The 13,752-nt window shown below is 64.5% G+C and carries 13 protein-coding genes; 4 read left to right on the top strand and 9 right to left on the bottom strand.

Annotated features, from left to right (window positions below; all coding sequences use genetic code 11):
• Positions 1-317 precede the first annotated feature (317 nt).
• Positions 318-755, top strand: a complete 438-nt coding sequence (locus tag J7I85_RS19845; RefSeq protein ID WP_214856120.1) for a VOC family protein — start codon at positions 318-320, stop codon at positions 753-755.
• 428 nt (positions 756-1,183) lie between these two features.
• Here J7I85_RS19845 and J7I85_RS19840 read toward each other — a convergent pair whose 3' ends face one another.
• From J7I85_RS19840 to J7I85_RS19815, 6 genes are all read right to left on the bottom strand, one after another.
• A complete protein-coding gene (locus J7I85_RS19840) occupies positions 1,184-1,420 on the bottom strand; it encodes a hypothetical protein (RefSeq protein ID WP_214856118.1) in 237 nt (78 codons plus the stop codon).
• 1,086 nt (positions 1,421-2,506) lie between these two features.
• Complete coding sequence (locus J7I85_RS19835; protein WP_214856116.1) at positions 2,507-2,848, bottom strand: YciI family protein; 342 nt, start codon at positions 2,846-2,848, stop codon at positions 2,507-2,509.
• A 118-nt stretch (positions 2,849-2,966) separates the two neighbouring features.
• Complete coding sequence (locus tag J7I85_RS19830) at positions 2,967-4,031, bottom strand: spore photoproduct lyase family protein (protein ID WP_214856114.1); 1,065 nt, start codon at positions 4,029-4,031, stop codon at positions 2,967-2,969.
• A 130-nt stretch (positions 4,032-4,161) separates the two neighbouring features.
• Complete coding sequence (locus J7I85_RS19825) at positions 4,162-5,217, bottom strand: DNA polymerase IV (protein WP_214856141.1); 1,056 nt, start codon at positions 5,215-5,217, stop codon at positions 4,162-4,164.
• A 173-nt stretch (positions 5,218-5,390) separates the two neighbouring features.
• Positions 5,391-5,948, bottom strand: coding sequence for a hypothetical protein (locus J7I85_RS19820; protein WP_214856112.1), 558 nt, complete (start codon positions 5,946-5,948; stop codon positions 5,391-5,393).
• 38 nt (positions 5,949-5,986) lie between these two features.
• Entirely contained in the window at positions 5,987-8,479 is a 2,493-nt protein-coding gene (locus J7I85_RS19815; RefSeq protein ID WP_214856110.1) for a PEP/pyruvate-binding domain-containing protein, read from the bottom strand.
• A 548-nt stretch (positions 8,480-9,027) separates the two neighbouring features.
• On the opposite strand from J7I85_RS19815, the gene J7I85_RS25610 reads away from it, so the two are divergent.
• On the top strand, positions 9,028-9,159 hold the full coding sequence (locus tag J7I85_RS25610; RefSeq protein ID WP_285289626.1) for a hypothetical protein: 132 nt from the start codon (positions 9,028-9,030) through the stop codon (positions 9,157-9,159).
• Between the two features lie 57 nt (positions 9,160-9,216).
• Here the strand turns inward: J7I85_RS25610 and J7I85_RS19805 are convergent, their stop codons facing one another.
• A complete protein-coding gene (locus J7I85_RS19805; RefSeq protein WP_251024594.1) occupies positions 9,217-9,567 on the bottom strand; it encodes a hypothetical protein in 351 nt (116 codons plus the stop codon).
• Positions 9,568-9,824: 257 nt separating this feature from the next.
• Between J7I85_RS19805 and J7I85_RS19800 the strand changes: the two genes are divergently transcribed.
• Positions 9,825-11,075, top strand: coding sequence for an Nramp family divalent metal transporter (locus J7I85_RS19800; protein ID WP_214856106.1), 1,251 nt, complete (start codon positions 9,825-9,827; stop codon positions 11,073-11,075).
• Between the two features lie 175 nt (positions 11,076-11,250).
• Positions 11,251-12,081 carry an oxidoreductase gene (locus J7I85_RS19795; protein WP_214856098.1) on the top strand — a complete coding sequence of 277 codons (831 nt, stop codon included), beginning with the start codon at positions 11,251-11,253 and terminating at the stop codon, positions 12,079-12,081.
• Positions 12,082-12,375: 294 nt separating this feature from the next.
• On the opposite strand, the gene J7I85_RS19790 is transcribed toward J7I85_RS19795, so the two are convergent.
• Both J7I85_RS19790 and J7I85_RS19785 read right to left on the bottom strand, forming a co-directional pair.
• Positions 12,376-12,681 carry a hypothetical protein gene (locus tag J7I85_RS19790; protein ID WP_214856090.1) on the bottom strand — a complete coding sequence of 102 codons (306 nt, stop codon included), beginning with the start codon at positions 12,679-12,681 and terminating at the stop codon, positions 12,376-12,378.
• 90 nt (positions 12,682-12,771) lie between these two features.
• Positions 12,772-13,716, bottom strand: coding sequence for an alpha/beta fold hydrolase (locus J7I85_RS19785; RefSeq protein WP_214856089.1), 945 nt, complete (start codon positions 13,714-13,716; stop codon positions 12,772-12,774).
• Positions 13,717-13,752 lie beyond the last annotated feature (36 nt).

The following is a 13,752-nucleotide window of genomic DNA, read 5'->3' as shown; positions in this document are numbered from 1 at the left end:
ACCAGGTGTTACTGCAACGGTGCTTCCCCCTAAACAGGCAACTACAGCTACTTTAAGCGGGGGGAACTTCCGTTCTCTTTTTCTTACGGGAAAAAATATAACTACTCTCTGAAATCTCGTCAAGTCGCCTTTGGGCGCTCTGAGTTAGGTCGCCTTTTGCGGTTGGCTCGGGACCTACCTTGTAGGACACCCAACCGGCAGGCGGGCCGCAACCACTACAGAGCCGGCTTGCAAGCGTCCGGTGAGGGATCGGCCAACGAACAGACAATGGCGCCTCGCCACTGGAGCTAATCGCTCCGCCTTGGTACTTTCAACGCATGGCCATCAAACTTGAGAATGTGGGTATCGCTGTTCGCGACATCGAAGCAGCAATCGCCTTTTTCACCGATCTCGGCCTTACGGTCATCGGCCGTGACACGGTCAGCGGGGAGTGGACCGATACTGCCGTTGGACTTGATGGAAACCATGCCAACATTGCAATGCTCCAGACCCCAGACGGTCATGGTCGACTTGAGCTCTTCGAATACATCCATCCCGAAGCGATCGAGTCGAACCCGACGCGTCCCAACGACATTGGCATGCACCGCGTGGCCTTCTCGGTAGACGACATCGATAAGGCCCTTGAGGTAGCTGCAAAGCACGGATGCTATCCGCTACGCGGCGTGGCGACCTACGCCGACCTCTATAAGCTCACGTACCTCCGCGGTCCCAGCGGGATCCTCGTTATGCTCGCCGAGGAACTGAAGAAAGACTGACGCCCGAACCGCATCGCCCAATCGGCCAGTATTGTCAGTCCCGAGCGTCGAGAGACCGTCCGGTAAAGGTCATGGTTGCCGGGTACGCTCAGCGCCTTCAAACCAGGCAGCGCCGGCGCACGTAACCCCAGGATGCAGGGCTGAGGGACCATGTCGGCGCTATGACCGTGACAAACTACCCAAAGGGTGGGCCTACCCGTTTGGCCGGGATGAGATCGCTGCAGCCGTTGTCTCCGCGAAAGATTTCCAGCCGTCCCCGCTGACGAAGTTCATCAAGGCCGTGCCGTCGTCACTTGCGGCTCCCAATAGGTCAGGCAATGCACGACAACTGGCTAAATGCGGCGGCTCATGGGCTGGGCCCTCTCGAAAAACTTCGCGGTGGGGGTTCGCCAAAGAGACTTGGGGTGACGCATCACGGCCACAGAGTCCTAGGCGGTGTTTCCCACAATTCGGCGGTCGTCGACTGGCTCAACGAGCTGAACGTAACCGACGAGGCTCACTTTCTGCGCGGTGCACGGGCTACCGAACGGTGCCGAGGAGGGCGCGCCAGTGACGGTGATGACGATCTCCGTCGGCGTTTCCCGGAGATGCACCACAGACGGCACAGCACAGCCAACCTGTTCGGCTGACAGGTAGATGCGGCTTGTCTCGTTGTCGATTCTCACCAGAGTCCATGGAACTGTCTCGCCCGTAGCGGGCGAGCTGTCTGTTATGAGCCGGTTCGAATGTGGCGTGATGGCATGGATGGATGGGCTTGTTTTGTCCGGCGGCGCTGCCGATGGAGTAACCGACGGGCGTTGGCTTCCTCCCGGCGGAGGATTTCCGGCGCTGCATGACATAGGCCCAAAAAGGGCCACCACGGCAACAAGCATCGAGGCGGCCCTTCGCGCGGCTTTGGTCTTCGGGCGCTGGCGGCTAGGGGGCCACGGTGACAGCGAACATCTGGTGCTGACATTAGACGTCCGAGAAAAAGTCTGCCTTCCCGCCATTGGACTGGCCTTGGAGACTTGTCCTTTTCGGGGAGCTATCATTTCGTCACCTTAGCCTTGGGAGCACTTCTGGTGAAGCGGCGAAGAAGGCCAGACAGGACGCACCACCGCCCCCACTCATTTCTCTTCGTGGCCTAGAGGCCGTAATCGTCCGTAGTGGGTTCCCCGGCGGGTGGTCAATACGTCACTCCATCAGGCTTCGTGACCCGCCTGCGCCGGCTCAACGGCATAACTGCGATCAAAGAAAAAGCCGGTCGAACCGCCGCGAATCCCTCAACAATTAGAGACGCAGTCATCGACGCTCATCGACACATCGTGGTGGCCGTTGCTGAAGGATCCATTGTCGGATGGGGTAAGACCCATCTTTGGAATTTGCCCACGGTTCCACACGACCACATTTGAGGGCGGCATCGGTGTTCTGATGCATGCTCGTTTCGCGGAGTAGCGAACAAGAGGAGCGGCCGCGGGTCCGGTTGTGGAACTCGCAATATGAAGAGGACAGGCTTCCACTCGACGGTCCCGGCAATGCTGAATGGCTCGCCGAGGGAGTGGGCCCGCTGCGCCAATTGCGCATTAACCTGGGCGATGCTGTCGACATCGTAGTAACAGAGCCTTGGTGGGGCGACGCGGCTGGCCCTTCCTGAAGGCCTTGCCCGGAAGCTCTTACCGCGATCGGTGACAGAGGCCGATGTCGAGCGCGACAAATCCGCGCGCTTAATATGTCGCCCGCGAATACAGCGACGACGATCACCCAGCCGAGACCTAGCTGGCGGGGTCGTATTGGAAAGCGCGCACTTCCTGCGCGCAACGGCATGCGACCGCGATCTTCGCGGCCCACTCCAAGGCCGCATCGTACGAGGGCAGCTCCAGCACCGAGTAGCCGCCTTCGAGCCGCGTCGTCTGCGGGTAGGTGCCCTCGCTCACGGTCCCAGCGCCGTCGACCATGACGGGCGGGATGCTCTCATCGATGCCGCCACCGAACACCCAGACGCCGGCGTCCTTCGCCTCCTGAACGACCGCATGCGACGCATCCGAAACGGCCTGCAGGTCTTCGTCAGGGAAGACCATGGCGGCACTCGGAAACGAGATCAGATACTTGGTCATCGCGTCGACTCCTTCATCGCAGCAAGGGGGATCGAGTTCATCCTCGCCGATGCCACCGCGCCGCGCAAAGATCTCGGCGGTCCCGACGATGTAGCGACGCCGTCAGCAACCTCGAAACTCAGAACGCGTAGCGGATGCGGCAGTAAGGCGCGATCTTCTCTATAAGCGCGGTCAGTTGCCGCACATAGCCCGCCTTGGTTCCTGAACGGTAGCGGACGTTAGTGAAGCCATTGGACGAGACCTTCGATTCCTGGAGGTCCGGACGCCACAGCACGTTCTCGGCCTGCGGATGCCACCCTAGGTTGACCTCGTGGAGCCGCTCGTTGTGGGTCAAGAAGATGACTTCTGCTGCGAGTTGGGCCTTCGCGGCGGCTGACAGGGTGGCATCGAGTTGTCGCAGCAACTGCTCCCAATCGCTGAGCCAGGTGTCCGTGATGATGACAGGCGAGAAGTTCACGTGCACTTCGTAGCCGGCATCCACGAAGTCGTTGATTGCAGCCATGCGTTCGGCAACCGGCGAGGTCCGAACGTCAACCGACTTTGCCAAGTCCGCGGGCATGAGGGAAAAGCGGATCCTGGTGTGACCGCCGTGGTCCCAGCCGAGCATTGCCGGGTTCACGTACTTGGTGGCGAAGGACAGCTTGGCAGTGGGCAGGTCGCGGAAGAGGGTGACGAGGTCCTCCACGTTGTCGCTGATCAGCGCGTCGACGGAGCAGTCGCTGTTTTCACCGATGTCGTAGACCCAGAGTTCAGGGTCGCACTGGTTGGGTTCCAGCTTCAGGCCCTGGCGTGTGGCGTGACGTTCAAGCGCCCCCGCAATCTGGTCGATGTTCGCGAACACAGTGACCGGGTTGCTATACCCCTTGTGCCGGGGCACGTAGCAGTAGGCGCATGCCATGGCGCAGCCGTTCGCGGTCGAGGGGGCAATGAAGTCCGCGGACCGGCCGTTCGGCTTGACGGTCAGCGCTTTCTTTACGCCTAGGACCAGCGCCTCCGTTTTGATCCGGGACCAGCGAGGCACGTTCGTTTCATCACCGTGCACCTCCGGGATGTTCCAGTGGTTGTCGACAAGCACGACGTCGGCATCCGGCCAGCGTTCGACGATCTCCTGGCCCCTGGGCAGCTCCAGTGCAGCACTTTGCGCATAGATGCGCCGGATCTGCAGCAGCCGGTTGAATTCCATGATTCCATTCTCCCAAGACGCCGAAGATGCCGCGGGCCGTTAAGCCCACGGCATCTTGTGCTGGTGGCGAACCGTTGGCCAGCCGGGGCGAGGCAATTCATGAGCGCTGGTAAGGAAGGGAGCGACGCCGTCACCAACCGCCGCGCGTCGGCGTATGTCCTTTTCGGGCATCGTCGGGCATTGCCATTTCGGCCCGCAGGCCCAGGAGCCGGATTGGACGGGCCGCTTCGATTTCGGCTGCGAGGTCCAGGACCCGCGCGAGGATTTCGTTCCGGTCGAATGTCCCGGGAATCTTTCTCGCGTGGGTCTTGGTGAAGAACGGCGCGTACCGAACCTTGAGGGTCAGCCCAACCACCGGCCGTCCTTCGGCCACAACATCCTCAAGGACACGCGCTGTCAGCTCCCTCAGTGCGTCGTCCACTTGGCCAGGCTCGGTCAGGTCGCGCTGGAAGGTGGTCTCCCGGCTATGCCCGCGGGCAACCCACGGGGTGTCGTCTACAACGCTGGCGCCGTCCCCTCGTCCGAGCTCCGCGTACCACGGACCCATCTTGGGGCCGAACTCCGGGACCAGGTCTTGAGGGTCGGATGCGGCGAGCTCGGCGACTGTGTTGATGCCGAGTTTGGCCAGCCGGCCCGCCACTTTGGTTCCGACGCCCCACAGGTCCTTGGTGGGCCGACTGCCCATGACGTCGAGCCAGTTCCCGGAAGTGAGACGGAAGACGCCGGCGGGCTTGCCGAAACCGGTGGCGACCTTGGCACGGACCAGGGTGTCGCCGATGCCCACGCTGCAATGCAGCTGGGTTCGCTCCAGGACAGCGGCCTGCACCTGCCGGGCGTAGGCTTCCGGATTCTCTGTCTCAGTGCCCACAAAGGCTTCATCCCAACCCAGCACCTGCACGGTGGCTTGGGGCTGCGCGCGCAGGGTAGCCATGACCGTTTCAGACGCCGCGAGGTAAGCCTCCTGGTCGACAGGCAGGATCACAGCGTCTGGCACTTTCCGGGCCGCAATGCGTAAGGGCATTCCGGAACCCACGCCGAACGCCCTTGCTTCGTAGGACGCGGTCGACACCACAGCTCGTTCGGTGGGGTCGCCCCGACCGCCGACAATGATCGGCTTGCCCGCCAGCTCCGGCCGCCGGAGCACTTCGACGGCCGCGATGAACTGGTCGAGATCGACGTGCAGCACCCACCGGATTCCGCTCACGCCACCAGTCTGCCCTAAAGATCCTTGGCAAGCATTGCGATCCGTTCTGGACCTTGTCGCTGACGGCAACTCATGAGGACAAGCTTCAGGAAGACTCAGACGCGAGCCCTAGTCCCGAGCCGGCTCCACAGCCACCCAAGGAACAGCCCAGCCAGCTACAGCTCTCCGCGGACCGCGCGGATCTGTGCGCGGCGGCCTTGCAAATAGGGCTCAATGTCGGAAACACGACGCAGTGACAGTGCCCTTACGTCTAGTCCCGTCGTCCCTTCCAGCATCAGGCCGTTGCCATCATGCTGGCCAGCGGCCCACCAACGGTCGGTGCCCCGCCATACGTCGAAGGGTTCCTCCGCCCCGTCGACCGGTACCGACACTGCCTCGCTCCGCGACGAGGTGAGCACCCGCAAACGGCGTGACAGGTCCTCTCCGCTGAGCGGAGGCCCGTCGAGAATCAGCCGACGGTGGGCAATGCTCAGCCGCGGATCCTGGCTGGTGGTGGTGACCTGGATCGTGGGACCCGTGTCTCCAGAGCCAAAAACAACGCCCACCGCCGCGGGTGGGCGGCTGCCAAGATCCCACTCACCTATTGCGATTGGCCCGGACCACTTGTCGAGTCCGTAACAGGGCAACTCGCCGAAGGACTCCCGAACGAGTTCCTCCATGCGCTCGTACTCACCCCAGAATTCGTCCGGCGAAAGCCACCCCGTCACCCTCATAGCGAAAGTATGACAGCGCCGGCACTCACCACCGGCCCTTATTCGTCCGCGCCAGCCGGAAAGACCGTACCCGCACCACCGTCCACAACGACGCGCTGCCCCTCGGCCAGGATGCCCGTGCCTGTGCCGGTCCCCATGACGGCCGGGATTCCGTACTCCCTCGCCACAATCGCCGCGTGGGAGCCAAGGCCTCCCATGTCCACCACGACGGCGGCTGCTCGCTGGAACAGCGGCGTCCAGGAAGGATTGGTGTACGGGCAGACGAGGACGTCGCCGCTGCGCAGCCGGCCAAACTCCTCCGGTCCCCTGATGATCCTCACCGGCCCCTCGGCGCGGCCGCGGCTGGCCGGCGTGCCGGAGACAAGAACGCCGGATGCGCGACGGCGGTTCTTGAACAGCAGCGCCGTGTCCAGCAGCGGAATGCCCTCGAGTTCACGTCGCTTGGCCGCTCTGGCCTGCACCAGCGGCCGGTAACGCTGCCGGACGGAAGGCGGCAGCGCGCCGCCGTCGTCCGTTAATGCCTCCAGTTCCTCGAACCGCAGGTGGTAGACGTCCTTGGGGTCGTCAATCACGTTAGCGGCAACGAGGCGCCGGCCCAGCTCAGAGTACGCGCGGCGCATGGGCGGGATGACCTTGGTGGCGTAGAAGTGGCTGTCCTCGCGGAACGCCATGCCTGCCCGGGCCGCGTCGACGGCGGCGAGCACCTGCCGCCGGACGGGCCCGAAGTGAAGGAGCGGATGCCGCTTCAGCTCCGTCAGCGCCGCGCCGGTCTGGTCGGCAGTGCGGGGCCGCTGGCCCAGGAGCGCCTTGACCAGCCCCAGCACCACCTCGGGGGCGTCAGACCAGGTGGGTGAACTGCTCAGCACCACGCTGACGGTTTCACGGTTTCCGTATTCGCGCAGGAACCGGGCGAACGCCTCGCGGAAGGCGGCGTGCGCCGGGTCCTGCTCCACAAGCTGCAGCAAGGCGGGCGCGCCGGATGACGCAAAGGCGCCGGCCAGCCCCGGATCCGCACCGACCATCGCGGCCAGCTGCTCCAGGGCACGGTTCGCCTGGCTCGTCCTGGTTTCCGCGCCCGCGATCAGGGCGGACGCCAGCTTCAAACGACCCAGCAGCACCAGCATCAGGCGCAGCCGAAGCATGGGCAGGAAGATGCCGGGCAGGTAGGAGCTGCGCAGGTCGGTAACACCCCGCATCGTGGCGAAGCACTCCCGCGCAAGGCCGACAACCTCCGCCCAACGCAATCCTTCCGGGTCCCGTCCGTTCAGCCGCTCCACCTGCTCCAGGAAGGTGATGAACCGGGAATCGCTCTTCCAGTCGGCCATTCTGAACTGCTTCGCGCGGCGGGCCAGGGTCAGCGGTGCAGCCAGGGCGCGGACCGTAAGGCGCGGAACCGGGGGTACCAGCTGCACCACAACGCCGTCCTCCTCGGGCAGCAGTTCCTCGACCGTGGGGAACCGCACTCCGACGCTTCCGGCCATCCGATGCAGCATGGCCAGGATCCCCTCCGTCATCCAGCCGGACACATCCAGCGGGTAGGGCCGCTCCTGGAACATTTCGACGAAGAACGGCCCCACCCGCCGCTGGATCGCGTTGAGCCGGAGCGGCTGGGGCGGCAGCGCCGTCATGGGCCGCGACTGCAGGACATGAATCCGGCCGCCGGCCAGCGCCCATTCAATATCCTGCGGCCGGCCGAAGTGTTTTTGCGCCCTGCCGGCCAGGCCCGCCAACTCCGCCAGTTGGCCGCCGGCCAGGGAGGGAACCGAGCTGCGGCTGCCGGGCTGCTCCCGCGTCCCGCCGCCTGCATCGGGGCTGATCACCACCTCGCCGCCGCCGGGAACGAAGCTGCGGATCTTCCCCGTGCGGCCCAGCAGATAGCGCTCCGGCGTCACCCTCCCCGAAACCACCGCCTCCCCCAAACCCGGGCTGGCGTCCACGACGATCTCACCGCGCTCACCCGTGACGGGGTTCGCCGTGAACATGACGCCTGCTGCGTCGGCCGGCACCATCTCTTGAACGACGACGGCGATCGCCACCTCCCGGGGGTCGATCCCCTGCCGCCGCCGGTAGGCAATGGCCCGGTCGGTCCAGAGGGACGCCCAGCAGTCAGTGACGGCCTTGGCCACCGCCTCTTCGCCGACGACGTTCAGGAAGGTGTCCTGCTGGCCGGCGAACGCCGCCCCGGGCAGGTCTTCCGCGGTGGCGCTGGAACGGACTGCCACGGCGCCGCCGCCCAGGGCCGCGTACGCCTCGCCGATCTCCGCCCTCAACGCGGAGGGCATGCCAAAGTGTGCGAACAGCGTGCGGAGAGCGCCGCCGTCGTCCGTGTTTTCATCAGCGAGGCTGTCCAGGGCCGCTCCCAGGCCCGTCTCGGCAAGGAGCAAACGGTAGGCGTCAGTAGTGACAACGAAGCCCGGGGGCACCGGAAACCCATGCCGCAGCAGTTCACCCAGTGCCGAGCCCTTGCCGCCGGCGGCCGCAAGGTCTCCGCTGCCGAAACCAGCGAGGGGGCTGGTTGTCCTTCGTGTCATCCGAGGCTCCTCGTGGCAGGACGCTGTGTATGTGGCTGGCGGACGCCGCGCGGCCATCCGGGCGTGTAAAAAGTACTGCACTGCCACTTCCCCCGTATATAGTCTGGCGACTAAAAGGGGGCCCTCGCCGACGGGTTGCGCGACGTTACCGGTGCCTCTTGACCGCTCCCGGCATCGGGACCACACTCGTTACTGACTACCAATTTAGAGATTTGTGAATTTTGTCGACACCTCAGAGACGGCGCAGTGGCCGGAACGGAGCAGCGGGGTGTTGACGGAGCAGCGGGGTGTTGACGGACCAGCGCCACGACGGGGGCAGGTGGGCATGAGTACCTAGCGATGTGTGTTTTGGCGATTTCTGCACGTTCTGCGGCGCCGTGAGGCCTAGATCCGGCGGCCGCTGTCAATCAACGTAGGGTCTCAAATCCGAGGAGCACGTCATGGGCCAAAGGCCGATTGTTCAGTGGTGGAATGAGCTTGATGAGCCCACAAGGAAGTGGCTCGTTGAGAATCCCGGTTGCGTGGTTCTTCCGCGGACCGTGGCAAACGTGGTTCATCAGGTCTCAGGCGGTCACTTCGCCCAGGACCAGCACGGCGAACACCAGCTGTCGGCGGACGAGCAGTCCTTCATCAGGGAGAAGTGCAAAGCGGCAGGGGCATCGACCGGCAAACGCGCGTAAAGCCATAATTTACCCAGCGTGTGATGTGGGCTTCCTACGAACTCCGGCGACGGAACGCTACCGGCGGATGGTCAGGGGCTTCACCGGCAATACACACGATGCCCGCTGCAGCTGAACGACGGGGGCGCCCGCCACCCGGTTGTTTCTTCCGGTGTCGTCGCACCAGTCAACGTTGTACGGCAGCGCCGTCACCGCGGCCCCGCCGGCAACCGTCCCAGTGGGGACGACGAAAGTGTACGAAAAGCCACCGCCGTCGTTCATTGCGGAAGTAGTGTTGACGACTTTCGCCCCCGAGGAATCGGTAACGCTGATCTGGATCCGGGCGTTCGCACCGTAGCGGGGATCGCAGTCGGCGTCCTTTGCTGCGACGGTCACCCGCTCCCCCGGGCTGGCTTCTGAAGGCCTCACGGAATATGGCGGCGGAAAGCAGGGCGGTTCCCCAGCAGAGGAGGGAGCGCAGCCGGCAGCGGCAATCACCACCATTGCGCCGGCCCAAGCAACGGCCGCGAATCCCCGATACCCCAGGTAGGAAGCCACACCGTCATTATGGCCCCGAACCAGCTGCTCACAACAGGGCCAGACCGGTAGGCCTAATAGCTACTTTTCGGTATACCTAAATTTCGGTATCCTCGTCTTATCGGTACCCCCAATGACGAGGATGGATGATGGCTGTTTCGACCCTTTCAGAGCGCACCGCACCGGGCCGGGTCTGGTCGCGCCTGCTCTTGCTGGGTCCGGCGTTTGTGGCGGCCATCGCCTATGTCGACCCGGGCAACGTGGCAGCGAACCTGACCGCCGGGGCGAGCTATGGCTACCTGCTGGTCTGGGTGCTGGTGGCGGCCAATGCCATGGCTGTGCTGGTGCAGTACCAGTCCGCCAAGCTGGGCCTGGCCACCGGCATGAGCCTGCCCGAGATTCTGGGCAAGCGCCTGGGGACCCGCCGCCGGCGGGCATACTGGGCGCAGGCGGAGATCGTGGCCGGAGCCACCGACATGGCTGAGGTGATCGGCGGGGCCGTCGCACTGAACCTGCTGTTCGGGCTTCCGCTGCTGGCCGGCGGGGTCATCATCGGACTCGCGTCGATGCTGCTGCTGTCGCTGCAGTCGAACCGGAGCCAGAAGTCTTTTGAAGTGGCCATTCTGATCCTGCTCGGCGTGATAGCCGTCGGGTTCGTGTCCGGCCTGTTCGTCAATCCGCCGGATGCCGGCAGCGCACTGACCGGACTGGTGCCGCGCTTCGAAGGAACGGACACCATCCTGCTCGCCGCGAGCATGCTCGGCGCCACGGTGATGCCGCACGCCATCTACCTGCATTCCGCCCTCGCCCGGGACCGGCACGGCTTCTCCGAGAACCCTGCCGTGAGGACCCGCCTGATCCGGGCCACCCGGTTCGACGTTGCGGGTGCCCTGTTGCTGGCCGGCGTCGTTAATATCGCCATGCTGCTGCTGGCAGCCTCCAGCCTGCGTGGCGTGGAAGGGACCGACACCATCGCCGGCGCGCACGCGGCGGTGACGTCGGCACTGGGCCCGGCGATCGGCGTCGTGTTCGCCATCGGCCTGCTTGCCTCGGGTCTGGCGTCCACCTCCGTGGGCTGCTACGCCGGCGCCACCATCATGGGCGGCCTGTTGAAGGTCCGTATACCTCTGCTCACCCGGCGGGTGATCACGCTGATTCCGGCCCTGGTGATCCTCGGTGCCGGCATCGAACCGACACTGGCCCTGGTCCTGAGCCAGGTGCTCCTCAGCTTCGGCATCCCGTTCGCCCTGATTCCGCTGATCCGCCTCACCGGGAAGCGCGAGGTCATGGGCATCCACACTGATTCCATGCCGTTGAAAATCGCGGGCTGGACCAGCGCCACGCTCATCGTCGGCCTGAACTGCGTACTAATCTTCCTGACTGTGCTGGGCCAGTCCTGAATGTCCGTCTCCGCTAGCACGCCGGCCATGGGCGCAACTTCCTCGACACTAGAAGGCGGTGCTTGGCCATGGGAGGCACTGCCGTTACCTGTATCGACAGCCACTCCCACTGCTGCCTGAAGTGCGGTTTTCTGAAGGCGTGACACTTCGACCCGCCCAATAGAAGGAAAATCCAATGACTACATGGCTCATCACGGGCTGCTCCACCGGACTCGGCCGGGCCCTCGCCCAAACCGTGCTCGCCCACGGCCACAACGCCGTGGTCACCGCACGGAACATCAACGCGGTGAAGGACATCGCGGCCGATTTCCCCGACACCGCGCTTGCCCTCCCCCTCGACGTGACTGACAAGGAACAGATCAGCTCGGCGGTGCAGCAGGCGCAGGCCCGGTTCGGCGGCGTCGACGTCCTCGTTAACAACGCCGGTTACGGCTACCGTGCCGCCGTGGAAGAAGCGGACGACGCGGACATCCGCCAGCTGTTCGACACGAACCTTTTCGGCGCCGTCGACATGATCAAAGCAGTTCTCCCGGACATGCGTGCCAACAAGGCCGGGGCGATCCTGAACATCTCCTCCATCGGCGCGCGCATTTCGCCCGCCGGTTCCGGCTACTACTCCGCCACCAAGGCGGCGCTGGAGGGCCTGTCGGGTTCGCTGCACAAGGAACTCCAGCCGCTCGGCATCAGTGTCACGGCTATTGAACCCGGCGCGTTCCGTACCGACTTCGCCGGCCGATCGCTCACGCAGTCGGCGACGGCGATTCCGGACTACGCGGAGACGGCCGGCAAGCGCCGCAAGGAGCACGACACCGTCCACGGTACGCAGCCCGGGGACCCCGGCAAGGCCGCGGAGGCGATCATCGCCGTCGTCGAAAGCCCCAACCCGCCGTCACTGCTGGTCCTCGGCCAGGACGCGTTCGGTGCCTTCGCCGCCGTCGCCGACGCGCAGCGCGCGGAGCTGGACCAATGGCGCGAGCTGAGCCTCAGCACGGGCATCGACGACTAACCGACTGACACGGCCCGGCGACGCCGGGCAGCGCTGCTGCCGGCCCCCGTATGGAACAATCGCCGGATGGACGATCCGGAGGCCTCACCAGTGAATTGGCCTTCGCTGCTTTTCGCACTCCTAACCGATTCGGTTCTTGTCTGGGGGCCGGCAGCCGCCATTTACTTTTTTGCGCCCGGACACCAGGTCCCGGCTGCCGTCGCGCTCGTGCTGGTCTCCTGGGCAGTGAATTGGGCTCTCTATTCCCGTGGCACTACGGTCGGAGCTGACAGCCGGTCGGGGGCGGGCGGCCGGTTACTCCGATTCGAAGCCGAGGCGGTCGCGGACAAGCTTCGCGACGACGGCGGCGTGCTGCTTGTTGTCCGAACGGCCATCCGATTTCAGCGTCGCCAGATATGCGACGTACGCGGCAGTCCGGGTGTCATAGGCAGCGGCGCGCGTTTCAAGGGCGAGGGCAAGGGTGGCATGCGCCTGGGCCAGCCTGATCTGCAGTTCGGCGTCGACATCGGCACCTGATAGGGCTTGCTCGGCGGCGGAAAGAAGGGACCGAGCTACGTCGGCGTGCTCGTTCGCGGCGCGCTGGCCAAGGTCGGGCTGCATTGGCTCTGCCTCTCTTTATTCAACTCGCGACGGGCAGACGCGAGATGTGGAGTAAGCCTAAATCACAATGTCCGTTCCTGTTGTGTGCTTTCAGTCCGTTCGGGGCAGACCAGCTGCAATTTCTTCAACGGCCTCGACAAGCGCGGCCATTGATTCAGGGCCTCCATGCCCTTCGTTCTCGAAGACGAGGAGACGGCTGTCCTCCCAGCGCTGATGAAGCTTCCAGGGCGTGATGACGGGGCCACTCACGTCTCTGCGGCCGTGGATGAGGTAGCCGGGAATTCCGTTGAGTTGGTGGACCCGTGCCATGATGGACTGCCCGCCAGTGAGGAAGCCGTCATGGGACCAGTAGTGGGTGACGAGAAGAGCGAAGGTCATGCGCTCGCGGTCGTCGTCGAACATCGCGCCCGGCTGCCACAGCGGATCCAGCGAAATGTGCGTGGATTCCCATCGGTCCCATGCGCGGGCTGCCGCCTCGGCGTCGCCCCGATTCACGCCGGCGAGCCGGCGGGCGTACGCATCCACCACCCGTTCCCCAGGCCTGCATTTGGCAGCGCTCAAGAACTCCGCCCACGCTTCCGGGAAGATCCGCCCCACGCCCTCGGTGATCCACTGGACCTCGCCGCGGCTCGTCGTGGTTACCGCCATCAGGGCGAGCCCGTGCACACGGTCCCGGTGCTCAAGGGCATATGCCAGAGCGAGCGTGCTACCCCACGACACGCCTGTGACAATCCACTTCCCTATACCGAGATACTTGCGCACGGCTTCGATGTCCTCGATCAAGGATTGGGTTGTGTTTGCGGACAAGGAGCTCAAGTCGTCCTGAATGGTCGGCGCGCTCTTCCCACAGCCGCGCTGATGCAACCCGACGGTCCAAAATCTTGAAGCATCATGGCGAGTCCGGTAGCCCTGGCCGGGAGAAGCGCCGGGGCCGCCGTGGAGGAACAGCACGGGAATCCCCGCGGGGTTCCCCGACGTCTCCCAATAGATTTCCGCCCCGCTGACTTTTACCCGGCCGGCATTCTCCCCAGTCATTCAACAAAGGCTACGAGATGGACCCTGGCAGCGGTA

The organism is Arthrobacter sp. ISL-65, from assembly GCF_018613795.1.
GTDB lineage: Bacteria > Actinomycetota > Actinomycetes > Actinomycetales > Micrococcaceae > Arthrobacter.
This window is presented reverse-complemented; position numbering and strand designations above follow the sequence as displayed.